Origin of the sequence: Roseimicrobium sp. ORNL1 (assembly GCF_011044495.1) — a bacterium.
Classification (GTDB): Bacteria; Verrucomicrobiota; Verrucomicrobiia; order Verrucomicrobiales; family Verrucomicrobiaceae; genus Roseimicrobium.
In genome coordinates this window covers 1,666,073-1,688,884 of the sequence record NZ_CP049143.1, presented here as the reverse complement: position 1 = coordinate 1,688,884, position 22,812 = coordinate 1,666,073, and the positions used below count along the sequence as shown (strand labels likewise).

Genomic DNA, 22,812 nt, shown 5'->3' with positions numbered 1-22,812 from the left:
CCGCCGGGCAATTTTACCAATGGCGTTGTACCGACATTCGCGTTAACATCGCTGCGACAGTATTTTCCCCGCATCCATTTGCGTGGATATCAGGCCGATTCTCAAATCGAAATCCATCATGCCCATGAAAGTCTGTCTCCTCCTCACTCTGACCCTCACTCTCGTTTTCACGGGCTGCGCTTCCCACGACCACAACAGGCCGGAGCCAACAGCCCTGCAACGCCGCGAGACACGCGCCTTTGATGACCCCACCCCCCTTTCTGAAAACCCGAACTCCCCATTGAATTCGGTGCAGCGCCAACAGGGCCGTGTGGGCATTCCCGTAAGGACCTTTTAGCTTTCAACGCCAGACCAGTTTTCAAGGGATTGCCAGCGACAGGGCCGAACAGCGTGACCGCATCAGTGCACGCCTCCGTCGACACCGGCTTCTTCATCGCGTCGCACTCCTCGTCGTGAACGGGGGTCTGTGCGTTCGACTCTTGCCTGAAAAGTTTTTCCTCGCGATAGCAGGATAAGCCACGTGCCCCCTACCGCTCGAGTAGCTGGAACTTGGGGGAGTACGACAATGTTCCACCGCGCACTTGTCGGACGCGGGAGCATTCACGTCATGGGCCCCGAGCCTGAATGCATGTTGCCCATCCATTTGCATTGAGCGTGCCGATTCCCGGTAAAAGCCCACTTCACCAATCACGCATATGAAACACCTTTTCCTTCTCGCCCTTCCTTTCGTCTTCGCGAGCTGCAGCACTGTCGACACCGGCTCAGGCTCACACCCCTCCATCGCCATGCAACGGGATGAAGTACGCTTTTTCGATGAACCCTCCCCGGCCTCCAATGATCCGGGTTCTCCCCTCCACGATGTGATGCTTCAGCGTGGCCGCGTTGGTCTTACCGCAGCGACGTTCTAGTCGTGCAGATTGCCCTCAGCGATAGGGAAATCGCCCCAAAAACGGGCTGTCGCTCCCGCAAACGCATCCACTTCCAGAAAGGGTCGCGATACGCCTCAGTAACCCCAAACCAACTCAATCCATGAAACTTAAAGCTATCTCCATCGCCTGCCTTTCGCTCGCTGCTGCGTTCTTCGTAAACGCCAAGGATCCCAGCTCGCTGAACGCCTCAGATGAGAAATTCGTCAAGATGGCTGCCGAAAGCGGCATGACCGAAGTCAAGGTGGCCGAGCTCGGCGCACAGAAGGCCACCCGCGCTGAGGTGAAGGCGCTGGCTGAAACGATGATCAAGGATCATACGATGCTCAATGAAGGCCTCACGGCCCTCGCCAGCACCAAGGGCGCACAGCTTTCATCCGTCATCGCTCCGAAGGGCGCAGACACGGTGAAGGATCTCGAGAAGTACAGCGGCGAAGAGTTCGACAAGCAGTTCCTCGAAGCCATGAAGGACGGGCATGAAAAGTCCGTGAAGAACTTCAAGGACGCTGCGGAAAACGCCAAGGATGGCGAGGTAAAGGCTTTCGCCTCAAAGAACCTTCCAACCATTGAAGGTCACCTTGAGCACATCAAACGCCTCCAGAAGTAGTCCTCCATTTATCTCAATCCTGCCCGGTGACGGCAGCGCGCTGAAGGGCGCACTGCCTGCTCCGGGCAGAGCATTTCACCTCAATCCTCATCCTTCCCCACATCACCATGCCAGCTGAAGCAGAACCGATCGTCCGCGATACCGTACCCAAACCCGGCAGCCCCGATCCCATTGAAGTCCGCGCAGCGGAAGTGGCCAAGCGCCACGGCCATTCCCGGGTCACCGATGACGACCGCAAACTCGCCTACGAAGAACTGCGCCGCATGTCGCGCGATCAGTCCGAGCACGGGCAGGTATCGCACTAGCATACCCGCTGCCCGTTCTCAGGGAAAAAACACGACCCCTACCGCGCGTGTCTCCATTCCCATGGAGGCACAGGATTGGCTTGCGACCAGAGTCCCCGGTGGAACTGGCGCGCTTCCTGTTCAGCGGAAGTAAGGACAGGATCACGGGTATAGGCGCTGTATTTCCAGGCCATGCCGCGCCGCACCATCTCCGCATTCACATCCATTCCCTCCACGTGCAGGCGCACGAGGGTGCGGTGATAACGGTCCAGGCCGCTGTCGGTGAAGGTTACCACCCTTCCCTCGACCATTGCCACAAGGGTTGCTTTCGCATGAAGTCCGAACTCCTGCCGCAGTTCCGGCGCATCAATCCCGGACAGGCGCGCTTTATATTGCACACCATCGGAGAGGAGCGTCACGCTGTCGCCGTCATGCACCTTCACAACACGGTGTCGCGCGGCCGGTCGCACGATCGCACGGGGAGGAGCAGACCTCTCCACGCCCGGTGTTCGTCGCTGAGACGTCGTTCCCGGATGGGGCGCCAGCCCTTCACATCCGGCGGACCAGACGATGATGAGCAACAACAGCACGTGCTTCGCCAGCGATCGATGCATGAAAGAAATAGTGAAGATGATAGGGTGTAATACAGAATACCACTGCCTCAGGGAAGCCTGATCTCCAGCCATTCGGCATCGGAAACCGCCGCGACTGTCCGTGCAGCAGCATCCGCGGTGGCAGGCGGCAGCAGAAGAAGTGCACCCGCACCGGCTTTTCCTTCACCCAAATTGATGTCACCGCGAAGGACCGCGATACAGACGAAGTCTTCGGAGTTGGCCAGTTCCACGCGTTCTCCCGCAGGCAGGGTGGAGCGTCTCACATCAAACCACGGGCACGTGACCAGACCGCCATCCGGGCCAGGCTGCTGCAGAGATGGCTCGGCATCGTCAAAGTCGATGCAGGCAAGGGATTCCTGCACATGCAGGGCGCGCGGCTTGCCGTCCAATCCCACCCGATTCCAGTCGAACACGCGGTAAGTCGTATCGCTGTTCTGCTGGATTTCATAGACCAGCAATCCAGCTCCCAACGCGTGGAGTCTGCCGCTCTCCACAAACATGAACTGGCCCACCTTCGGATGCACCTGATGCACCAGATCTGCGACGCTCCCCTCCTCCAGGGCACGCACAAAGTCATCCCTCGTGACACCACGCTTCAGCCCCGCGTAGATGGCTGCTTGGGGACTTGCATCCATCACGTGCCACATCTCCGTCTTCGGTTCTCCATCAAGTGAGGCTGCGATGGAGGCTGGCGGATGCACCTGCAGGGACAGCACCTCTTCACAATCCAGGACCTTCAGCAGGATGGGAAATCGTGTGGCGGGATGACTCGCGTAGCGCGAGCCGAAGATGTCCACGCGGTGGTGCATCCACAGATCGTGCAGGCTCATTCCCTTGTACCTGCCATCCACCACCTTGCTCTGGAATTCCGCGCGGTCACACAGCTCCCAGCTTTCACCGTACGGCTGTTCGTCCGGCAGCTCACGCTTCAGCACGGTTTCAAGCCGTCGGCCACCCCAGACGCGTGTCTGGTACAGGGGCTGGAAGCGGAGAGGAGGTGTCATGGGCAGTCAGGAGAGAGCGGCCACCATGAACAGTGGTTTACCCGCGCGCAACCCGGCATGTGGTGAAATCCAGACTCGCGCTCAGCGGCCAGAGCAGCCGGCTCGCCAGTGAGGCTGGCGTCTCACGCCTCTACGAGGAAGTCTCCGCGTCGCACACGGAAGAGTACATACCCCACCAAGCCCAGCGCACTCACGATCATCAGACGCCAGGCCCAGGCGGGCACACGCCAGGCATCGGAGGTGGACGTGAACACCGTTGCCGAAGGCTTCGAGAACTTGCCCTCGCGATCCACCCCCAAGATGCGCAGCTCATACTGCTCCGCCGGACGCAGACCAAACAACCGAATACCGACCTTGTCGCTTCCCGCGTCCTCAGGCTTCCAGTTGGGGTACTGCTTCCATACCTTGACGAAAGTGTTGAGATCCTGGTGGTAGACCATGCTGGCGAACTCGATCGTCCAGCCGGAGGGCACCACGGAGGGCTTTTTCCACGCCAGCGCGATGGATGAAGAGTCGCGACCAAGGATCTCCACTTCACTTGCCTGATCCAGGTAGGGATTCACCGAGTCCTTGGGCATCGGCATACCCTTCATGGCCAGCAAGGCGAGCACTGCCGTCTCCGTGCGGCCTCTGGGTGTGACGTCGGTCTCCTCAGTGGCTTCGTGCGAGGAAGCGGAAGTATTGTTGCTGTTGGAAGCCGCGCTGACCGAGTTCGCGGGGCGGGGCGAAGAGATCGGAGCCGGGCGCACCTCAGAGATCGCCGATTGAGGTTTGTGCGCGGTCCCGGCTGAGGAGGCCAGAGGCATTTGTCCCTTGGACTCCTGCACGTCCACACGCAGGGGCACCGTGATGCGGCCTGTCCCACTGAGGAACTCCACATGACCGGTCTGCAAGCCAGGTCGGTCCGCCCGCAGGGATACCTTGAAGGTTCTCCGCTGTCTGGGCTCGATACTGATGGCGCCACCCGGGCTGTCCAACGCGAAGGGTGGAATGGTCTTCGCTTCCAGAACGAGCGCTTCACCACCACGATTCTCCACCACCACGTCATAGGTGGGATTTGTTTTCCCGGTGACTTTTCCAAAGTCAATGCCACCAGCACCGGGCGACACCAGCTTCATGAAAGCAGGCGTGGGCTTGGCTTCCACATCCACTGTGGCGGTGGAAGGTCCCGACTTGATCACGACCTCGCCTGAAAATTTTTCCACATGGTCCTCGGGCAGCCACAGGAGCATCTCGGTTTTTGACGAGGGTCCCAACTCCACGGTGGACGGTCCCAGTAGCCCCGCAGGCAGGATCACCACGGCCTGCACGATTTCATCCCTCGCGTTTACCAGGGAAATCGAGCCAACTCGCCGGCCCTCGGCTTCCTTGAATCCCAAATCCACCCTGCTTGGGCTCACGGAAAATGGAAGCACGCTGTCCCCGTACAGGATCACGCGGCTGGATGCGACGCCGGGCTGGAGCACCATGTCCTGACGGTACTCACCAGCCTTGGTCGGCCGGAAGATCACAAGGAACTCCTCAATGCCACCCACTGGCACCTTCAGACTCGTCGGGCCCACCCACGGCTCCTGCCACACAAGATCAGTGTACAGGGGAGAGCTGCCCGCATTTCTCACCATCACCTTGCCCACCTTCTCCTGACCGGTAAAAATTCTCCCAAAAGAAGGGTTTTCCACGATCTCGATCTTCGGCTCCATCCGCTGGCCTACCAAGGTAACGGTGGCAGGGGCAGACCAGCTTCCGTCCGACACACGGCAGGCAAAGGTGAAGCTGTCCGAGAGCGGTCCTTGTGCAGAGCCGTGCTGGTAGGTGACCATCACCTTGCTCGAGTCCGACGGGTGCGGCCGGAGCGGGGACAGAGTACCATTCTGTGGCGCCTGACGAATGAGGAACTCCACCTGCCGGGCGGTACCCGCCGCAGCGCTGAGCTCTATATCAATCGACTGACCGGCAACGAATCCTGTGGTAAGCGAGCGACCTTCAGGCAGATAGGACGTCTCCTTCCGCTTCTCGTCTTTGTCGCGGCGATCCCGTTCCTTTTCCTTCTTTGATATACCAGTGGCAACATCGGCCAGCAGGGCAGAAGTGGAAATAGTAATGGCCAGCGCACCACCCAGCCACGCCATGCGGGCAAGGGGACGACGGAAGTTCAGGCGCGGCACAGCAGCAGACATGCGGAAACGGATGGGGGGAGTCCTCCCGAAATAAATACGGGAAAACACTGTGGCAGAAATTCAGGCCGTCGGCAAGCCATACCCGCACAGGCGGCGGCGCAGGAAGTCCAGGGCCGTCTGGCTGGTCAGGATCTTGAACCGCTCCCGCTCGCCGCTGAACCACCGTTTCTGCACCTCCACCGGCTGTCCCTTGGACGCCAGCGCGATGAAGACAGTGCCCGTGGGCTTGTCAGGCGTGCCCCCGGTGGGACCGGCGATCCCGGTCACCGCCACGGCGTGGTCCGCCCCGCTCACGCGCAGGCAGCCTTCTGCCATGGCTGCCGCCACCTCCTCACTCACAGCGCCATGGGCCGCGATGAGTGCGGCCGGCACGCCCAGATGCTGGGTCTTGGCCTCGTTGGCATACGTCACAAATCCGTGCCCGAGCACCTTGGAGGCGCCGCTCACGTTCGTCAGCCGGTGGGCGATGAAGCCGCCTGTGCAGCTCTCCGCAGTGGCCACCCACTGACCTTTCTCTGCAAGCATGGCCACACAGACCTCCTCCACGAGTCGGCGATCATCGGAAATCAGATACTCACCGAGCTTTTCGCGGCACAGCACGCCGGCCTGCTCAATCGCCGCGGCCGGGCCTGAAAGACGGACATCCACGTCTCCCTTCCCGAGACAGTAACCGATCTCCAGCCCGCCAATCGCTTCCAGGCCATCTTGCAAGGCCATCGAAATGTCCGACTCGCCGAGGCCGGTGAAGTTGAAGTACCGGCACACGCGGTCCTCCCCACCCGGCAGCATCTCCTTCAGGCGGGGCACCACTTCATTCTCCATCATGGGCTTGAGCTCACGAGGAGGACCGGGCAGCAGGAAGACGGCACAGTTCAATCCCCGGCTCTGACCCAGAGCCGCCGGAAGAAAGACGCCGGGCGCCGTGCCATGAGGATTGGGCAGGGTGATACCGCCATGCGGGACCATGGCCTGCCGTTTGTTGTGCTCATTCACCGGCTTGCCGCGCTTGGCGAAGAACTCGGTAAGCTGGGTCAGAATCGCGTCACTCACCTGGATGGCCAGCCCGAGCACGGCGGAAGCCGCTTCTCGAGACACGTCGTCCGAGGTGGGTCCCAGCCCACCCGTCACGATCACCACATCCGAGCGACGGCAGGCTTCATCCAGCGCGTGCTGAATGGCCATGCCATCCGGCACCACGGTGGAGCGCTCCACGGCGAGACCCAGCTCGGCGAGCTTCTGCCCCAGCCAGGCTGCGTTGGTATTGATCACGTCACCAATCAGCAGCTCCGTGCCGGTGTTGATGAGCTCGATCTTCATTTGGCCTTCTTCGTCGCCTTCTTGCTTGCGGCTTTCTTGGCCGCCGTCTTTTTGGCGGGAGCCTTCTTCACTGCGGTGACCTTTTTCGCTGCGGCAGCGGCGGCGGGCAGCGTGGGACTCCACGACACCACCGGCGCGTCACTCCACAGGTCCTCAAGTGCGTAGAAGTCACGCTTTTCCTTGTGGAAGACGTGAATCATCACATCGCCGTAGTGCAGGATGAGCCACAGGCTTTCCAGATTGCGATCCCCGGCAAGCGGACGGGCGTTGTGCTCCGTCTTGAACTGGTACTCAATCTCGTCACGCACGGCGCGCAGTTGCGGCATGGAAGTCACGCTGCAGATCACGAAGTAGTCCGTGACCGGCGAGATGCCGCGCACGTCCATGATCACGATGTCCTCCGCCTTCTTGTCATCCGCGTAGTTCGCCGCGGCCTTGGCCATGGCCTCCCCTTCGAATTTGGAGGGAGCTGCCGCTGCCACCGTCGTCGGCTTGGCGGTCTTCTTGCTTGCTGCTTTCTTTGCCATCAGTCAGTTTGAGAAAAATATGAGATTGGGCCAGGCCCGTGCTGGCCTATTTGTGGCAGAGAAACCCGTAGGGCGTCCAGTGGTTTCTCTGGGGAGATTGCATCAGGGATACATCAGGTACGCCTGCCGCCTGCCTCTGAAACCTTGTTCAAAGCCTTTCCATGAAGAAACAATCCGCTGCGGGGGCACCCCACGCAGGAGGTCGCGGCGCAGGGAATCGCTGCCATACACCTTGTTGAAAAGGTTGATCTGCGAGCCGGACATCTTGCCCAGCACACGGCCCCGTGACTGGCGATTTAGCTCGGCGAGCATGTAGACATCCAGCGCGACGAGGTTCGCCGGGGAGCGACCGTCGATGGCCAGTCTCGCGCCACCAAAGCCATTTTTACTGTACGGGGTAAACCTCACGCCGGGGAACCCGAGGCGCTGGCAGTAGCCGCAGAAGGCCGCGCCATTCACCCCACTGCCGCCGGCATAGCCGAAGGGATTCTCCGTGCCAATCCCCACGTCTACCCCAGCAGCACCACCGAGGATGCCTGTGGTCACGTAGTACAGCGGCGAGGTGGAGTGCGGAATATTTGGCGAGGTGCGGTACCAGCGCAGGCCGGTGTTGTCCCACAGCATGCCACGGTTCCACCCGGTCATTTTCACTACGCGCAGGTTGGGACGGCGGCTCACCCAGCCCTGGCCTGCTGTCATCATCGCGAGCTCACCAGCCGTCATGCCGTGCACATAAGGCACATTCACCTGGCTCACGAAGGATTTCCATCGGGGCTCCACCGGCGGCCCTTCCACTCGGATGCCACCCAAGGGGTTGGGGCGGTCCAGCACCACAAATTCCTTCCCCGTCTCACCGCAGGCCTCCATCGCCAGTACCATGGTGGAGATGTACGTGTAGCTGCGCGAGCCGATGTCCTGCAGGTCAAACACCAGCACATCGATCGGAGCCAGCATCGCCGGCGTGGGTTTGCGCGTGTCTCCATACAGCGAGTACACCGGCAATCCCGTCTGGCCATCGCGCGCATTCCGCACATGCACCCCGGCCTTGATGGTGCCGTCGATGCCATGCTCCGGCGCATACAACGCGACCAGGTTCACGCCGCCACGCTTCATCGCCGCACGCGTGGTCAGGCCGCTGGCCGTCATGCTCGTTTGATTGCAGATGAGGCCCACTCTCTTGCCGCGCAGTAGATCCCAGTTGTTTCCCGCGAGCACATCCACGCCCAGCCGGAACGGTCCGCCATTCGCAGGTCCATGCACCTGCGTCGAGGGCGTGGTACAACTGGCCAGCGTCAGCGCCGTGGTCGCGAGCACGCCAAGGATCAGAGTTCGGAGGTTCATCGTCCTCCATCGCAGGAAAGGCATGCAATTGCAAGCGGGCGGAGAAGGCAGACGCGAACCTGCACTTCACGTACACTGGAAAAAACCGTGCAAGGTGATGCCTCGCCAACGTATCATCCGGCGATGTCGGAAGCCCCAAACACCTCAAGCGCCCATGCCACCGGCAGAAAGCTGGCCAAAACCGGCGCATGGATGCATCTGGCTATTCTCATTGGCATGATCGGCACGGTCATCGGAATGACCAAGGCGTTTGAGACGCTAGGAACCGCCGGCGTGGAAGACCCAAGCCACCTGAGTGCTGCCATTGGGCAGGTGCTCTGGTCTACAGCCATCGGCATGGGAGTCGGCACCATCGGCGCCTTGTTGATTTGCATCGCGGTGATCGCAACACCCTACCGCGACAAGTGGGTCTTCTGGTTCATGATCGCAAGTGGTGTGGCCTGGTCAGCGGCTGTGTACTTGCTCCCGCTGGGCCTCCTTCTCCTCGCCATCGCCCTCATCAAGCGGCATGAGTTTTTTCCACCAAAACTGAGCCATCCCGCATCACCCGCATGAGGGTTGTTGCGAGGAGAAAATTCGGCGCTAGAAGTGGGCGCGCCGCACCATTCCGCGGTTCCCCTTCATGCCACCGCCTCTTCCCGGAAGCACCTCCAGCTCCCTGATGCAGGGAGTGAAAGCCACGCTCATCAGCTCAGGCATCGGCCTGTTGCTCCTTCTGGTCTTCACCGTCGTGTTGTGGAAGAATGAAGGTCGCGCCATCCGGACAGCCCGGGGCCTTGCAGAAGGCGCCGCCATCGTCGTTCCCGTGGACGCTGCGAAAGTCGATGCCCAGCAGGAGTCGAAGCTGGTGCATCTCTCCGGCGAGGCCGTCACAAAAGTCCCGCTGGAGGACAGCGCCTTTGGCATCAAACAACTGGCGTTGCGCCTCGCACGCAAGGTTCAGATGTACCAGTGGAAGGAAAGTTCTGAGACCACCTATTCGAACAACGACAGCAGCCGCAACGGCACCACGACCTACACTTATGACAAGGTGTGGGACGACAAGCCCATCAACTCCGCCTCCTTCAACCAACCGCTCAACCACACCAACCCCACCGCATGGCGCTACTCCAGCGAGGGATGGACCGCGAAGGATGCGACCATCGGTGCCTTTCATCTTCCCGAAGGTCTGGTGGCAAAACTCGGCGAAGGACAGGCGCTGCCGATGAATGAAAGCGCCTACACCTTCACCGAGCCCAATCCGCCGCAGTTGCAGGACAGCACCCTTTACTTCGGAGCCAACCCGCTCATGCCCCAGGTCGGCGATCTCAAGGTCACCTGGCGGATTCTCAAGCCCGGCCCCCACAGCATCGTGGGACGCCAGACCGGCACTTCCATCACACCCTATCCCACCAAGGCAGGCACCTTCATCGAACTCGTGGCCGATGGCCATGTGGGCGCCGATGTCATGTTTGATCGCGCGGTGAAGGAGAACATCGCCCTCACCTGGGCCATTCGCCTCGTGGGAACCCTCTTTGTCTTCGCGGGCATCCGGTTGCTCTTCAATCCACTCGCCTCCTTGGGCCGCTCGGTTCCCTTCGTCAGCCGCCTGCTCTCCACCGGCGTCACGTTGTTCTCTGCCGTGCTCGCGGTGATGCTGTCCCTGCTGGTCATCGGCACCGCGTGGTTCGCCTACCGTCCGCTTCTTACCATCGTGCTGCTCATCATCATGGCAGCCCTCGGCATCGGCTGGGGCATGAAGTATCGCAAGACAGCCGTGGGGTAATTGGTGGGATGCCTGCGAGGGAGCCATTCAATCCCAAGGTGATGCGCCTGGCCTTGCAAAGGAGCGTGGACACTCTTGTCCGCCATCCCTGACGCACCACCCTCTTTCATCTGGCAGGCAAGGCCACATGCCACCAGATGATCCAGTGATGTCACGAGTCGCTTCCGTATCAAGAAGGTCGCTACACAATAGAACGGCGGACAAGAGTGTCCACGCTCCTTTGCCCAGTCCCCGGCTCCCTGAACAAGACCTTTTTCAACTGTTGATGGAAGAACTCAGCGCGTCGCCGCAGGCTTCTTCACCGGCGTGCTCGGTCCGGAGGAAATGCCCAGCTTGAAGGGCTTTGCCGGCTGCTTGCCGAGGAGTTGGAGATCAAACCACTCCGTCATCCTCGCGGTGTCCTCCGTCATCTCCTGCCAGCCACCGTGCCCGGCGCCTTCGCGGATGAAGATCTCACACGGCGTTCCCACCTCACCGCACTTCTTGAAGAAGCGATGCGCCTGCGTGATCGACACCTGTGGGTCGGCATCCCCATGCACAATGAAGATGGGAGGCTGACCCTTGTGCACCCAGTAGATGGGCGAGAGTTCCTTACCAAGCGCTTCTCTGCCTTCAGCCGTCGCAGCCTTCGGGCCGAAGGCGCCTGCATAGGCTTCGAGCTTGCCAATGCCCACCGCATTGTCACCGTCTTCAAACCAGTTCAAATAGTCCGTGGGCGGGTAGAAACAGGCCACCGCATTCACCGCGCTGCTCTCGCGATCGATCGGATCTTCCGCCTTCGGATCGCCAGGGCCACCACGAGTCGCAAGCATGAGGCTGAGGTGACCGCCCGCGCTGCCGCCGGTGACACCGAGCTTGTTCGGATCCACCCCGTACTGCGCGGCATTCGCACGAATGAACCGCACGGCGCGGTTCAGGTCCGCCACGATCTCTTCCACCTGGAAACGGGGCTGCGTGCCATGCACCACCACGAAAGTCGTATATCCCGCCTTCGGCCAGCCACCATCGCTGATGCCCTTGTGATTCGACTTCCATCCGCCGCTGATGATCTTGATGATGCCCGCGCCATTCGGCTTCTCCGGCTTGAAGACATCCATGGTCAGCGCCACGCCATCATGCTTCGTGTAGATCACATCGCGGATGCGCTCTACCCCCGCCTCCTGCGCGCCCGCCTGGACCAAGCCCAGCGTGAGGATGGATAGTGAAAGGAAGAGTCGGGGGATGAAATTCATGGAACAGGGAAAGCGCCGCATGGTGATGGATTGAACTATTGGGGATTGTCAAAAACGCCCTGTTCCCGGAGGAATTGCAACTGTCTCACAATTTGCCGATCTCTCAGCGCCACCGTGGCCTGCGCATCGCGCTCCTTCCAGTCATAGAAACCCCGACCCGCATCCATGCCGGTCTCCCCGCTTTGCAGTCGTGAACTCAGGGCCTCGGAAGGCGCCGCATTCGTGGCAAGATGCGGGAACAGGTACGACTCCACCCGGTGCACGAGGCCGATGCCCACGAGGTCGATGTTTTCCATCGGCCCCAACGCCGGCGGCGTAGCGCAAAGGTCCACTTCACCACGCGGTCGATGTCCTGCGCGGAGCACACGCCAGCATCCACCATCGCCAATGCTTCGCGCCACATGGCATGCATGCAGGCGATTCCCCACAAAGCGGGCACATCCGCGCACTTCACGGGAATCTTGCCCACGGTCTTCATCAGCGCCATCGCCCGCTCCACCTGCATGGCGGGTGTGTCCTTTCCTCCGATGATCTCCACCACCGGAATCAAGTGCGGTGGATTCCAGAAATGTGCGCCTACGAGCACGGGCTCCATGCCGCTCCCGGCAGCCATGTCCGAGATGCACAGAGCGCTTGTGCACGTCATCACCAAAGCACCGCGCTCGCGACAACTCTTCAACTGCTTCAACAGCTCAATCTTCTGGCCCATGTCCTCCACCACGCACTCCAGCACTGCATCCGAGGTGGCGTCCACTTCCGCGAACGACGACTCCAAATGCAGCACTCCCCCGCCTCCCTGCACGGTTCCGAAATGCCCATCCAAAAAAGACTCCACCGCCGCCAGCGCCGTCCTCGACTCCAGCAGCTTCTCCTCACGCCGGGCCCACAGCCGCACTTCAAATCCTGCCCTGCGGAACATCACCGCCGCCGCAGCGCCCATCTGCCCTGCGCCTAGAATGCCGATGCGTTTGATATCTACCTGGTGGGAAGTGGATGAAGGGGTGAGATGCGAGTCCGCCATTCACCGACCCTAGCCAGCGGAACCCCGTTGACAACCCGTGTGCCTGAAGTGTCCAATTCAAAATGCAAACGGAGCGCACGAGCATGGCATCAAAGCACCAAAGAAATTACGGAGGTTACTTCTCCCTATGTTTATTGATGGCTCTTGGCGCGGGCTTTCCTCGTGCACCAAACCACGGATGGACGTAGAATTGCGGGACATTCATCCGATTTTGGTGACCAGCAAGACAGCAAGGGGGAAAGCCATCCTCCACCTCGAAGGCCGTATCAACCAAAGCATGGGAGGAATTAAGAGGATTGCGAGCGAACATAGCAACGATGAGCTTAGAGTGACAATGGAGCTTGGCTCGCGGAATAGCCTCTCTCCCGAGATAAACTTCGAAACGGTGATTCCAAGCAGCGTAGAGCGGGTGGTATTCGGACGTGAACAGACACCCATCTGGGATCGGGCGCATGGACCGCTTGTCAAACCGACGCGGGTCAAGGTGCATCGGCAGCCGTGGGAAATGGGTTTTGAAGATGCTCGGGGCCGGACTTTCGACTGGGACGCTTGGAATCGGCATGTCGATCAATCTCAGTAGTTGGTACACCCGCTCAGTCGCTTACGACAACTTCGCTCCGCACGAATCCCGCACCACCAGCGGGCACTCCAGGAGGATGTCGCGCACCGGCATGTCCGGCCGCGTGGTACGCTCCAGCATGGCAGTCATCGCGGCCATGCCTATCTCACGACACGGCTGGTGCATCGTAGTGAGAGGCACGGGCAGCAGTGTGGCATAGCCCACGTCATCAATTCCCGCGAGCCGCACATCGATCGGCACACGTTTGCCACAGGCGGCCAGTCCCTGCATCAAGCGGCCTGCGGTACGATCATTGCCACAGACGATGGCATCCACGTCCAACGACTTCGCAACCTCTGTGGCGGCTTCCACGGAATCTCCCTCCAGTTCACGCACGAGCGCAGAATCCGGCGCCACACCCTGCACAAGCAACGCTTCCCGGTACCCCGCCAGACGTTCGCCGATGGTAGAGGGTGAGTTGGGATAGCTGACGAAAGCAACACGCTTCGCTCCCAACCCGAGCAGATGCGCTGTTATGCGGAAACCTGCACGCCGGTTGTCGATGCCCACCAGGTCATGCCGGCTGCGGTGTGGATACGGCAGATGGTCGCGGTCAATCAACACCACGGGAATGCTCGCCTGATCAAAGGCAGCCATGATGCGCGCATTAGTATCATCTCCCGGCGAAAGCCGCTCCAATGGCGCAAAGAACACGCCTGCTACGCGTCGCGACACATACTGCTGGCAAAGCTGCAGCGCCCGGGCCTGCCGGCTCACTTCACCGGCTGCCACCATCCCAGTCCCCTGCCCCCAAATCAGCACATGGTTGGAAGCCTGGGGTGCATCCGCCATGCCGTGGCAGATGGGCTCAAAAATCTCCGTGCGACCAAAGTCCGGAATGAGCAGCCCAAACGACAATCCCTGCCCGGGCTCGCCACGCACATAGGTCCCTGAGCCCGCCTTGCGGTCCACCAGCTGCCTCTGCTGCAACTCCCGCACCGCACGCCCCACCGTGATGCGAGAGGCGCCAAAACGCTTCACCAGTTCCGCCTCGCTGGGCAGACGCTGACCCGGCTGGTATTTGCCCGTCAGAATCTCATGCCTCAGCGTGTCAAAAACCTGCCGGTGCTTGGTGGGAGCAGAGAGGGGAAGCGCGGCAGGCACGAGGCAAATGATATAACAGATTTTGCAATTAGCAACGCAATTTCAACCCAGTGTAGCGCCGCCGCTTTTCACTCACTACCAATGCATTTCACTTCATTTACGGCTCACCGCCCTCCTTTGGTGAATTGCCAGATATATCAGCTATGCGATCCTTGTCTCATGAAAACCTCAGACCTCAACCCCACGTATCTCGTGGCGAGCGACTTTGACCAGACCCTGAGTTTTAATGACTCCGGCCTGGTGCTCAGCGAGCTGCTGGGCATGAAGGATTTTACACAAAAAGTGGCCGGACTGGCTGGCTCCCATCTCGTGCAGCAGGGCGCAGAACTGAGCTACCTGCTCCGCCATGACCCGCAATTCCGCGAAGTGCGGCGCGAGCACCTTATCGAAGCCGGCAAGCGCGTGCGCCTGAAGCAGAACGTGGATCTCTTCACCCAGACTTTGGCGGCCGGACTGCCCGGCGTGCAGTTTGAGTTCTTCGTCATCTCGGCCGCCCCTGCCGATGTGGTCCGCTCCGCGCTCGAAGGGCTGGTCCCACCGGATCGCATCTACGGAACGGAACTCGAGTACGACGAGAAGACCGGCGAAATCTCCACCGTGACCCGCGTGCCCGCCGGATACGGCAAGGTCGCCGTGCTACAGGAACTGGAGCGCCAGATGCAGACACCCTCCGACCGCACCATCTACATGGGCGACGGAAGCTCTGACCTCTATGTGATGCAGCATGTGAACAGCCGCGATGGCCACACCATCGCCGTTTCGGAATCCATCAGCATCGGCCGCATCGCGAAGCGCACCGTTCTAAGCGACAGCGCCTTCAGCGTGCTCGTGCCCATCCTTGAGGATCTTCTCGGCTGGAACTCTGCGCAGATTCGCGACCTCTTCACCGCCCACGGCCTGGCCCTTCAGGACTGGGACAAGATCCGCACCGACTGGCTCACACTCCGCGAGATGCCGCTCGTCGCTATGCAGCAGGCCGCGCTCGCGGGCTGAGTCCATCATTCACCTCCATCCATTCCCCCCAAGTATGAAAACGACCAAGACCCCATCAGACCATCCCGAAGCTGAATCAAAGCCACGACCTTCATCATCACAAGCGATGAAGTTCATCCTCGCCGGACTCACCTTCGCGTGGCGTCACGCGCCGAGCATTCCGTAAACACGGGCTTGCTCAACGCGCCTGCACTTCGGCTCCCGTGCTCGCGCGCCATGCTTTCATTTGCTCATGCATGGCCGCGAGTTTCTCCGGCATCTCCTTCGCGAGGTTCTTCTGCTCTCCTTCGTCTGTGGCGAGGTTGTAGAGTTCGAGTTCACCCGTGTCGAAGAACTCAATGAGCTTCCACGATCCATCCCGCATCGCACCGGCACTGCGTCCGCCGAGAAAGTGTGGCTTCGCCAGCGGATAGTGCCAGTACATGGCACCCTCGCGCTTCTCCTTGGAATTACGCAGCAGACCTATGATGCCCACGCCATCCATAGGTTGCGTGTCCTTCGGTTTCACTCCCGCGACGTCCAACAGCGTGGGAAACCAATCCAGCCCATTCACCGGCACTTCACACACCGAGCCCGATGGCGTCACTCCCGGCCAGGAAACAATCAACGGCACGCGCAACCCGCCCTCATAGAGGTGAGATTTCCCTGCTCGCAGCGGCGCCACACTAGTGGCTGCGGGCGCGAGTTTGCCGTCCTTGGTGCCGCGCACCGCTTCACCACCATTGTCACTGGTGAAAATGATGAGCGTGTTCTTCTCCAGCCCCAGCTTAGTCAATGCCTCGCGAATCATCCCCACACCCTCATCCACACTCTCCATCATGGCGGCGAGCGCGGGCTTTGTGCCAACCTTCGCCACCTCTTCGGGTGGCAGCGCAGCGAGTTTCTTCTGATACTTCGCCAGTAGTTCCGGCTTCGCGGCAAGTTTCGTGTGCACCGCATAATGCGCGAGGTACAGGAAAAATGGCTTCTCCTTGTTGCGCGTGATGAACTCACACGCCTCCAGGTTCAGGCGGTCCGTGAGATACTCCCCTTGCCCGAGTCGCGCGGGTAATCCATCGATGTGCTTGTAGGGGTGAAAATAACTCCCGCCTCCAATGTAGTTGTTCTCCGAGGCAATCACCTCGTCCCAACCATGCTTGTCCGGCGATCCCTTCGCCGCTTCGTAGTTACCAGTGAGGTGCCACTTCCCGACGAGCCCACTGCGATAGCCCACCTCCTTCAACCGCTCATTGACGGTATCCACCTTGGGATCCAAAAACAACGCACCCGCTTCCGGTCCAAGATAGTCCGTGATGCCTGTGCGCACGGGATGCATCCCCGTGAGCACGGCCACCCTCGTAGGTGAGCAGACCGTCTGCTGCAGTGCCTTCGTGAACCGCATGCCCTCCTTAGCCAGTCGATCGAGATGCGGCGTCTCGACGAAGGTGTTCCCATAGCAACCGACATCCCTCCACCCAAGGTCATCCGCCATGATGAAGATGATGTTCGGTGGCGCGGCAGCGAACGCTCCGGTCCACACACACAACCAGAGAAGGACGATGCGAATGAAGGTCATGCGGCAATGAAGCAGTGAGCGTTCCCTAGCAAAGATCCTCAACCGTGATGCGATCCTCTTCAGATAGCATTCCTTTATACCGTTCCAATTTCGAGTTCCAATCTTCCACCAACGCTTCCTTCACGAACTCGATGGCCGGCTCAAACTCCCGGAAGAAATGCGGTCGCTCCAATACGCTTTTCCCTGACGCAATTCCACAGCACAGGCTTGAGATTGCGGGCTCACACTTGGGTCCCACCAAAATGGCATGCACATCGGAGGGGGACTTTAGGACAATAATCATCTCATCGCCCCATTCATACCTCAGTTCTCGCAGATCCAGGATCATGGCTGCGGGACGCCAAACAGCTTTCAGGATGCCCGCGACGCCGGCGATGTAGTGGGCATCCGGCGCACCTGAGGAACCATCACGATAATCTCCCGAGAACGCGATGTGGACTATGGAGAGATATGGACGTTCGCCCCTCGCCCACCGACGCAAGGAATATTCGATATTCCCCTCCTTCGCGAGGCTGACAGGCTGAAAGTTCATTCCCCTGAAAATTACGACCGCTTCTGTTTTCCCGAGAGCGCTGCTTCAATTTCCTCCGCCACCTTCTCACCGAGCTTGTCAGAGCCTGCGGCACTGTAGTGCACGTCTTTGGGATTCTGCAGCTTCGCGAGGTCCGGTGTGATCCAGGCATTGAGATCATCCACCGCCACGCCTTCATCCTTCATCACACGCGCGGCGATCTCATTGTACTCCTTCACCTGACCAAAGCGGCGCGGTGGATTGAGTTCACCATCGGGGATCGGTGTGGTGGTCGCCCAGATGAGCTTCGTCCCTTTGGCCTTCATCTTCTTCACCAACGCACGGAGGTTCTTCTCATAGTCCTCGGGCTCCACCTGACGCTTGCCGTCCGGCATGTACTTCAGGTCATGGATGCCCCAGTTGAAGTGGATCACATCCCACTTCCCATTGTCGAGCCACTTGTCGATGTTCGCGATGCCGTTCTTGGTCGGTCCACCATTCGTCGGAATGCGATGCACATTCGCCTTGCCCTCCAGCAGCTTCCTCACCGGCATGGTGTAGCCGATCGAAATCGAGTCTCCAATGAGCAACACGCGGGGCAGGCCGGGCACATCCTTGATGGGGTCCATCACCGGATTGGCACTGGCCTTCGGCTTATCCTTATCTTTGTCTTTGCCAGAAGCCGGCGCCACCGGAGCAGCAGCCGCAAGCTGAAGCGTCGTCCCTGCCAATACCGAAACAGCAGATCCCGACGGTGCCTTGGGCAACTCAAACACCATGTCATAACAGCGATCCGGCATGGTGCAGCTCAGATTCAATGTCGGTGAATAGTCGCGTGTGCGCACCGTCTTGCCATCTGGCAGGAATTGCAGCAGGCGCATCCATCCATCGCCGCCATTCACATCCCGCTGGTAGTCCACCACCACTTCATGAACCGTGTTGCCAGCCTCGCCGGTGCTGGTGACATGAGCGGTGTAAGATGCGTGACCGCAGAGCACCATAGCGATGTTGCCATGCTTGGACACCAGCTTCTGCCACATGTCCTCGCCCTGATTCAGGTCGGGGCGTGCTTTAGCGGGTGTTGAAGCCGCGCTCGCGCCTTCATCATCCTTCTTCTTTTCCTTCTTCGCCTCTGCCTCCGCTCCGGGGAAACGGCGGTTTGTGCGCGGATCAAGATACGCGTGCGTGGTGATGAAGACGGTGTGGTCAGGATTCGCGCTGCACACGTCACCAGCCCAGCGCAGCACATCCGTGCGCGGCGCATACTCCAGCGCGATCACCATCCACTTTCGACCACCTGCGGTGAAGCGATGGTATTGATTGTCACTCTTCTGCGGCTCTTTGTCATACGTGCCGCCGAAGGTCGCCATCTTCTGGAAGCTGGCCACGGGGAAGAAGTTTGTATAAGGCGAGCGATGCGTCTGCACCTGCAGACGGCCGCCGTAGTCATGGTTCCCTGGCGTCGGCAGGTAGGCCAGTTTTCCGTCCAACCGCGCGAAGGCTGCCTTCGCCACTTCCCACTCCGCATCCGCAGCGGTCTCGGTGATGTCGCCCAGGTGCGCTACGAAGATGGTATTGTACTTCGCCGCGGTATCCGCGATCCACTGCGTCTGCTTGTGGAAGGTGTCCGGATATTTCTGCGAGTAATACTGCGTGTCCGGCATCACCATGATAGTGAATCCGCCCTCAATCGGTTCCGGCTCTCCCGGTGTCGTGGCAGTCGAGGCAGGCAGCAGGCCGAGCGGGATTATCTTCACCACCTCCTTGAGCGCCTGACCTGGAATCGGCACCGGCACCTGGGCGGAGACGCTGGAGCCGAGGATGGTACAGGCCATCCAGGAAACGGCAGACGCAGTGGAAAGAAGGGGCAAAGGCAGACGACGCATAAAAGGAAGGGGGAAGGTCTGGAATTCCAAACGTGACGCGCAGGCACAATGTCAAAGAACCGCTGCAATCGTCAACCAGCATTGACACGAGTTCACCGGCGCGCTTTTCTCCATGCTGGTAGCAACATGAGCACTTCACGGCGCGACACCCTCACGGATGGTATCATCACCCTCCACCGCTACCGCGTGGAGGACGCGGCAGACGTCTTTGCCGGAGCCCTGGAGTCGGTGGCCGAAATCCATCCCTGGATGCCCTGGTGCCACCCCGGATACGAGCTTTCCGAAACCCAGGCTTGGGCCTCCTTTGCCATCGCCCAATGGGATGCAGACAGGCAGTTTGAATTCGTCATCAGAACCATCAGCGGCGAGCAGATCGGCAGCGGTGGCATCAACAGCCTGCACGATGCCCATCCCCTGGCCAATCTGGGATACTGGATCCGCACCAGCCAGACGAGAAAAGGCTATGCCACCCGCGCGACGCGTCTGCTGGCAGAGTTTGCATTTCGTGACCTTGGACTGCAGCGGGTAGAGATTGTCGCGGCTGTCGGTAATCTCCCCAGTCAGCGTGTCGCAGAGAAAGCCGGGGCGACTCGCGAAGGCATCCTGCGAAACCGCCTCGTCATCCACGGGACACCACATGACGCCGTGGGGTATTCCTTCGTGCCCGGAGACTTTCCGCCGTCAGCTACTTGGCAGCGTCAGCTTCCCACATCATAAAACACCGGCATCTCCGGCTCAAAGATGTCTGTGGAGCGATGTTCACCTGCAAGCTGCGGATGCACATCCGCCGACTCCAGCACCAGGGTATAAGTTTTGCCTTCTTCGCGCTCCGCAGAGGGAAGCACCTTCCCACCGAGGATGACCCACTGCAGTGCGACAATCTCCTTCGCGTCCAACTCTCCGGAAACCACCTTCGTCACGCGGTACACGTTCTCGCCGAGGCTGCGCATGTACGGAGCGATGGTGACTGGATCATCCGGCTGGGATGCCTGAAGCAGCTCCGCTTCCACTACCACGCGTTGCGCCGGCTGGCGGGTCTTCCACGTGTCTGCAGCCTGACCATACCTCGCCTGCACTTCGGCCAGCGTGAGCCCGCGATCATAAACGCGCGCATTCTCCAGCGAGCCAGTCCACGCTGAAGCACCACCCGGCGCGCGACCAAAAAGCAGCACACCAGGATTCCACTGGCTCACGTTGCCGGCCACCTTCGCAGCACCCTTTTCCGCGCCATTGTCATAGCCGGTGATCTTCCCGTCCGCATAGGCGACCACCAGTTGGTGATGCTCACCCTCCCGGCCCTGTCCGAGTGACAGCCGCGTCGGAGTGCTGGAGTCGATGTTCATGCGCACGCCAAATCCCTGCTCATCATGATCCACAATGAGACCGGACTTTCCATCCGCAGACCCAAGGAACGCAACGATGGAGCGCTCCTTCGGTGCTGCCAGGAAATTTGAGACGTCCAAGCTGAGTGCAAACTGCCCTGTCTTTTTGATCGCGTTTGCGATCACGCCTGCAGCATCTTCGTCCGGCACCAGTGCGCCCTTGCGGAGGTCCGCGCCGAAGAAGCGATTCGGTCGCGTCTCCCCCTCATACCTCGCCGTCCAGCGGCGGACGACATTCCCTTTTTCATCGAGGATGGCGTTCTTCGCCCGTTCATTCTCCCAAAGGAAGATGAGACCCGGCACCTGAGCCCCTGTGGACGCAGGCACCGCTGTCACCACCGGTGCGGGAGGAGGCGTGGGCTGCAGCGTTCCCGGCTGCGGCTGCGGCCTGTGCATGCTCGCATTCTCAAACCACGCATCGCCGAAGAAGTCCGAGGTGCTGTTGTACGTGATGCGGAACCAGTTGTTGATGCGTGTGAAGTTCGAGTCGAACTGCCCGAGATACAGTTCCGTCTCCGGCATCCACTGTGGCGCGGTCGCAGTGATGAAGCGCACATCATTGGTCCAGCGAGGATGGTAGAGCTTTCGCCCAATCCACCCCGGCACCGTGGCGAGATTCACCAGGCGCGCATTGCCTCCCGGCTCATCAAAGAATTGAATCGACGTGTGCTGTCCGGTGAAGACAAAGGAGCGATGGCTGTCATCTGGCGCCACGCCGGGCCAGCAACCCTTCGCGGTGATGCTGAAGTCGCCGCTCTTCAGGTCCGCCACACCGCACTGCGGCCAGGGGAAACCATCCGCTGCCAGGCGTCCATCTCCCGAAAGCTGGAAGTACGAGATCTGCGGCTGCCCCGTGGCGGACTTCGACCACACTTCCTCGTGCTGGGAGGGATCGTTCAAATCATAGCGCACGATGAGCGACTTCGGATCGCGCCAGCCGGTGCGCACATATACCCAGGTGCGCCCGGTTGCCGGATCCTGCCAAACGTCTGAGGCATAGCCTGGCGCAATCTCGCGCATCCCAGTGCCGTCGAAACCGACCACGAAGCACTTGTGCTGCTTCGATTCCGTGAAGACCACACTCTTGCCGTCTGGAGTCAGGGTGGGTAGCGCATAGCTGCCGGGGCCTTGAAGGATGACCCGCTCTCCTTTGCCATCCTCCGTGTCATAGCCCACGAGCTGGCTGTCGTTCAGGGCAAGGTAGAAATCCTCCTCCACCTCGGTGCGCGACCACACCAGCCGCACATGCCCCCCGGCGAACTCGCGAAGCTTCTTCGCCATGTCCGCGGGCGCATGCGGTGACGTATCCGCCGACCGCGTGGCCACACTTCCGGCCGGCGCGGGCAGAATCTCCAACGCGCTGATAAAGACATCATCCCCATGCCCGCGCGTCCCGCGAATCTCCATCCCCTTGCCACCCTTCACCTCCACAATCGCTTCGAAGACATACGCGCGGTTCGCGCCACCAGCGGCTTCGCGCACACTGAGATTCTGCAAGAGATGCGCGCCATCCACATAGAAGTCCATGCTGCGCTTCGCCTGCTTCTTGCCGTCCATGAAGTGCAGGCGCAGCTTGTACATGCCGTCCTTCAGCTTGCGGAATTGGTAGGTCACATTTGCCCGACGTACGGACTCATAAACATCCGCAGGTGGCGCCCCTTCGATGTTCTTTGCTTCCGGCCTGGTGTTGAAGCGGTACTTCTTCCCCCTGACGATGTATTCCTTGTCTGAGATCCAGGTGATGCCGTTCTTCTTGTCGGTGACATTGCCTCCGCCGCAGTTGATATGAAGTGGCCGAAAGTCCTTCGTCGTGGCCGCTCCGAGAACCATGGGCGCCAGGCAACATATGCCCATGGCGAGGTGCTGGCAGAAGCGCCGGAAGGAAGCCTGAAATATCATGAGAAAGGTACGCACAGAATAGCCAAAATGGTCCACAGTCCGTGAGGA

20 protein-coding genes are annotated in these 22,812 nt (G+C 60.2%); 7 read left to right on the top strand and 13 right to left on the bottom strand.

Annotation, left to right across the window (positions count from 1 at the left end; translation table 11 throughout):
- Positions 1–695: 695 nt before the first annotated feature.
- From G5S37_RS06770 to G5S37_RS06760, 3 genes are all read left to right on the top strand, one after another.
- Positions 696–908, top strand: coding sequence for a hypothetical protein (locus G5S37_RS06770; protein ID WP_165202048.1), 213 nt, complete (start codon positions 696–698; stop codon positions 906–908).
- 121 nt (positions 909–1,029) lie between these two features.
- Positions 1,030–1,533 carry a DUF4142 domain-containing protein gene (locus G5S37_RS06765; protein WP_165202046.1) on the top strand — a complete coding sequence of 168 codons (504 nt, stop codon included), beginning with the start codon at positions 1,030–1,032 and terminating at the stop codon, positions 1,531–1,533.
- A 107-nt stretch (positions 1,534–1,640) separates the two neighbouring features.
- Positions 1,641–1,838, top strand: coding sequence for a hypothetical protein (locus tag G5S37_RS06760; RefSeq protein WP_165202044.1), 198 nt, complete (start codon positions 1,641–1,643; stop codon positions 1,836–1,838).
- Positions 1,839–1,876: 38 nt separating this feature from the next.
- Here the strand turns inward: G5S37_RS06760 and G5S37_RS06755 are convergent, their stop codons facing one another.
- The 6 genes from G5S37_RS06755 to G5S37_RS06730 form a co-directional block, all read right to left on the bottom strand.
- Positions 1,877–2,431 (bottom strand): thermonuclease family protein, encoded by a 555-nt coding sequence (locus G5S37_RS06755; RefSeq protein WP_165202042.1) that lies wholly within the window; start codon positions 2,429–2,431, stop codon positions 1,877–1,879.
- 47 nt (positions 2,432–2,478) lie between these two features.
- Positions 2,479–3,435, bottom strand: a complete 957-nt coding sequence (locus tag G5S37_RS06750) for a type I phosphomannose isomerase catalytic subunit (protein WP_165202040.1) — start codon at positions 3,433–3,435, stop codon at positions 2,479–2,481.
- A 122-nt stretch (positions 3,436–3,557) separates the two neighbouring features.
- Positions 3,558–5,612, bottom strand: a complete 2,055-nt coding sequence (locus tag G5S37_RS06745) for a hypothetical protein (RefSeq protein ID WP_165202038.1) — start codon at positions 5,610–5,612, stop codon at positions 3,558–3,560.
- A 60-nt stretch (positions 5,613–5,672) separates the two neighbouring features.
- Complete coding sequence (locus G5S37_RS06740) at positions 5,673–6,929, bottom strand: competence/damage-inducible protein A (RefSeq protein ID WP_165202036.1); 1,257 nt, start codon at positions 6,927–6,929, stop codon at positions 5,673–5,675.
- Entirely contained in the window at positions 6,926–7,456 is a 531-nt protein-coding gene (gene rsfS, locus G5S37_RS06735; protein ID WP_240914822.1) for a ribosome silencing factor, read from the bottom strand. Before rsfS ends, G5S37_RS06740 begins: the two co-directional genes overlap by 4 nt.
- 102 nt (positions 7,457–7,558) lie before the next feature.
- On the bottom strand, positions 7,559–8,797 hold the full coding sequence (locus G5S37_RS06730) for a DUF1343 domain-containing protein (protein ID WP_240914821.1): 1,239 nt from the start codon (positions 8,795–8,797) through the stop codon (positions 7,559–7,561).
- On the opposite strand from G5S37_RS06730, the gene G5S37_RS06725 reads away from it, so the two are divergent.
- Positions 8,711–9,352, top strand: a complete 642-nt coding sequence (locus G5S37_RS06725; RefSeq protein ID WP_165202032.1) for a MotA/TolQ/ExbB proton channel family protein — start codon at positions 8,711–8,713, stop codon at positions 9,350–9,352. The two genes, G5S37_RS06730 and G5S37_RS06725, sit on opposite strands and share 87 nt — an antisense overlap.
- Positions 9,353–9,419: 67 nt before the next feature.
- Complete coding sequence (locus tag G5S37_RS06720; protein WP_165202030.1) at positions 9,420–10,562, top strand: TMEM43 family protein; 1,143 nt, start codon at positions 9,420–9,422, stop codon at positions 10,560–10,562.
- A gap of 275 nt (positions 10,563–10,837) precedes the next feature.
- Here the strand turns inward: G5S37_RS06720 and G5S37_RS06715 are convergent, their stop codons facing one another.
- From G5S37_RS06715 to G5S37_RS06700, 3 genes are all read right to left on the bottom strand, one after another.
- Complete coding sequence (locus G5S37_RS06715) at positions 10,838–11,794, bottom strand: alpha/beta hydrolase (protein ID WP_165202028.1); 957 nt, start codon at positions 11,792–11,794, stop codon at positions 10,838–10,840.
- A gap of 196 nt (positions 11,795–11,990) precedes the next feature.
- A complete protein-coding gene (locus tag G5S37_RS06710; RefSeq protein WP_206026337.1) occupies positions 11,991–12,815 on the bottom strand; it encodes a 3-hydroxyacyl-CoA dehydrogenase NAD-binding domain-containing protein in 825 nt (274 codons plus the stop codon).
- Positions 12,816–13,416: 601 nt separating this feature from the next.
- Positions 13,417–14,538, bottom strand: a complete 1,122-nt coding sequence (locus tag G5S37_RS06700; protein WP_165202024.1) for a GntR family transcriptional regulator — start codon at positions 14,536–14,538, stop codon at positions 13,417–13,419.
- A 159-nt stretch (positions 14,539–14,697) separates the two neighbouring features.
- Here G5S37_RS06700 and G5S37_RS06695 point away from each other — a divergent pair, with 159 nt between their 5' ends.
- On the top strand, positions 14,698–15,531 hold the full coding sequence (locus G5S37_RS06695) for an HAD-IB family phosphatase (protein WP_165202022.1): 834 nt from the start codon (positions 14,698–14,700) through the stop codon (positions 15,529–15,531).
- Between the two features lie 178 nt (positions 15,532–15,709).
- On the opposite strand, the gene G5S37_RS06690 is transcribed toward G5S37_RS06695, so the two are convergent.
- The 3 genes from G5S37_RS06690 to G5S37_RS32505 are packed head-to-tail and all read right to left on the bottom strand — an operon-like array spanning position 15,710 to position 19,432.
- Positions 15,710–17,086: a sulfatase gene (locus G5S37_RS06690; protein WP_165202020.1), complete on the bottom strand. Its 1,377-nt coding sequence runs from the start codon at positions 17,084–17,086 to the stop codon at positions 15,710–15,712.
- A 25-nt stretch (positions 17,087–17,111) separates the two neighbouring features.
- Positions 17,112–17,618, bottom strand: coding sequence for a hypothetical protein (locus G5S37_RS06685; protein ID WP_165202018.1), 507 nt, complete (start codon positions 17,616–17,618; stop codon positions 17,112–17,114).
- Between the two features lie 11 nt (positions 17,619–17,629).
- Positions 17,630–19,432 carry a GDSL-type esterase/lipase family protein gene (locus G5S37_RS32505; RefSeq protein ID WP_240914819.1) on the bottom strand — a complete coding sequence of 601 codons (1,803 nt, stop codon included), beginning with the start codon at positions 19,430–19,432 and terminating at the stop codon, positions 17,630–17,632.
- 177 nt (positions 19,433–19,609) lie between these two features.
- Between G5S37_RS32505 and G5S37_RS06675 the strand changes: the two genes are divergently transcribed.
- The gene (locus tag G5S37_RS06675) at positions 19,610–20,200 is read left to right on the top strand and encodes a GNAT family N-acetyltransferase (protein ID WP_165202016.1); all 591 of its coding nucleotides are present in this window, start codon (positions 19,610–19,612) and stop codon (positions 20,198–20,200) included.
- Here G5S37_RS06675 and G5S37_RS06670 read toward each other — a convergent pair.
- On the bottom strand, positions 20,182–22,764 hold the full coding sequence (locus G5S37_RS06670; RefSeq protein ID WP_206026336.1) for a malectin domain-containing carbohydrate-binding protein: 2,583 nt from the start codon (positions 22,762–22,764) through the stop codon (positions 20,182–20,184). The two genes, G5S37_RS06675 and G5S37_RS06670, sit on opposite strands and share 19 nt — an antisense overlap.
- Positions 22,765–22,812: the final 48 nt, after the last annotated feature.

Excerpts from the sequence above, each read along its gene's own strand:
- G5S37_RS06770 (WP_165202048.1), top strand. The coding sequence starts at position 696 with ATGAAACACCTTTTCCTTCTCGCCCTTCCTTTCGTCTTCGCGAGCTGC.
- G5S37_RS06765 (WP_165202046.1), top strand. The coding sequence starts at position 1,030 with ATGAAACTTAAAGCTATCTCCATCGCCTGCCTTTCGCTCGCTGCTGCG.
- G5S37_RS06760 (WP_165202044.1), top strand. The coding sequence starts at position 1,641 with ATGCCAGCTGAAGCAGAACCGATCGTCCGCGATACCGTACCCAAACCC.
- G5S37_RS06755 (WP_165202042.1), bottom strand. The coding sequence starts at position 2,431 with ATGCATCGATCGCTGGCGAAGCACGTGCTGTTGTTGCTCATCATCGTC.
- G5S37_RS06750 (WP_165202040.1), bottom strand. The coding sequence starts at position 3,435 with ATGACACCTCCTCTCCGCTTCCAGCCCCTGTACCAGACACGCGTCTGG.
- G5S37_RS06745 (WP_165202038.1), bottom strand. The coding sequence starts at position 5,612 with ATGTCTGCTGCTGTGCCGCGCCTGAACTTCCGTCGTCCCCTTGCCCGC.
- G5S37_RS06740 (WP_165202036.1), bottom strand. The coding sequence starts at position 6,929 with ATGAAGATCGAGCTCATCAACACCGGCACGGAGCTGCTGATTGGTGAC.
- rsfS (WP_240914822.1), bottom strand. The coding sequence starts at position 7,456 with ATGGCAAAGAAAGCAGCAAGCAAGAAGACCGCCAAGCCGACGACGGTG.
- G5S37_RS06725 (WP_165202032.1), top strand. The coding sequence starts at position 8,711 with ATGCACCTGCGTCGAGGGCGTGGTACAACTGGCCAGCGTCAGCGCCGT.
- G5S37_RS06730 (WP_240914821.1), bottom strand. The coding sequence starts at position 8,797 with ATGAACCTCCGAACTCTGATCCTTGGCGTGCTCGCGACCACGGCGCTG.
- G5S37_RS06720 (WP_165202030.1), top strand. The coding sequence starts at position 9,420 with ATGCCACCGCCTCTTCCCGGAAGCACCTCCAGCTCCCTGATGCAGGGA.
- G5S37_RS06715 (WP_165202028.1), bottom strand. The coding sequence starts at position 11,794 with ATGAATTTCATCCCCCGACTCTTCCTTTCACTATCCATCCTCACGCTG.
- G5S37_RS06710 (WP_206026337.1), bottom strand. The coding sequence starts at position 12,815 with ATGGCGGACTCGCATCTCACCCCTTCATCCACTTCCCACCAGGTAGAT.
- G5S37_RS06695 (WP_165202022.1), top strand. The coding sequence starts at position 14,698 with ATGAAAACCTCAGACCTCAACCCCACGTATCTCGTGGCGAGCGACTTT.
- G5S37_RS06690 (WP_165202020.1), bottom strand. The coding sequence starts at position 17,086 with ATGACCTTCATTCGCATCGTCCTTCTCTGGTTGTGTGTGTGGACCGGA.
- G5S37_RS06685 (WP_165202018.1), bottom strand. The coding sequence starts at position 17,618 with ATGAACTTTCAGCCTGTCAGCCTCGCGAAGGAGGGGAATATCGAATAT.
- G5S37_RS32505 (WP_240914819.1), bottom strand. The coding sequence starts at position 19,432 with ATGGCCTGTACCATCCTCGGCTCCAGCGTCTCCGCCCAGGTGCCGGTG.
- G5S37_RS06675 (WP_165202016.1), top strand. The coding sequence starts at position 19,610 with ATGAGCACTTCACGGCGCGACACCCTCACGGATGGTATCATCACCCTC.
- G5S37_RS06670 (WP_206026336.1), bottom strand. The coding sequence starts at position 22,764 with ATGATATTTCAGGCTTCCTTCCGGCGCTTCTGCCAGCACCTCGCCATG.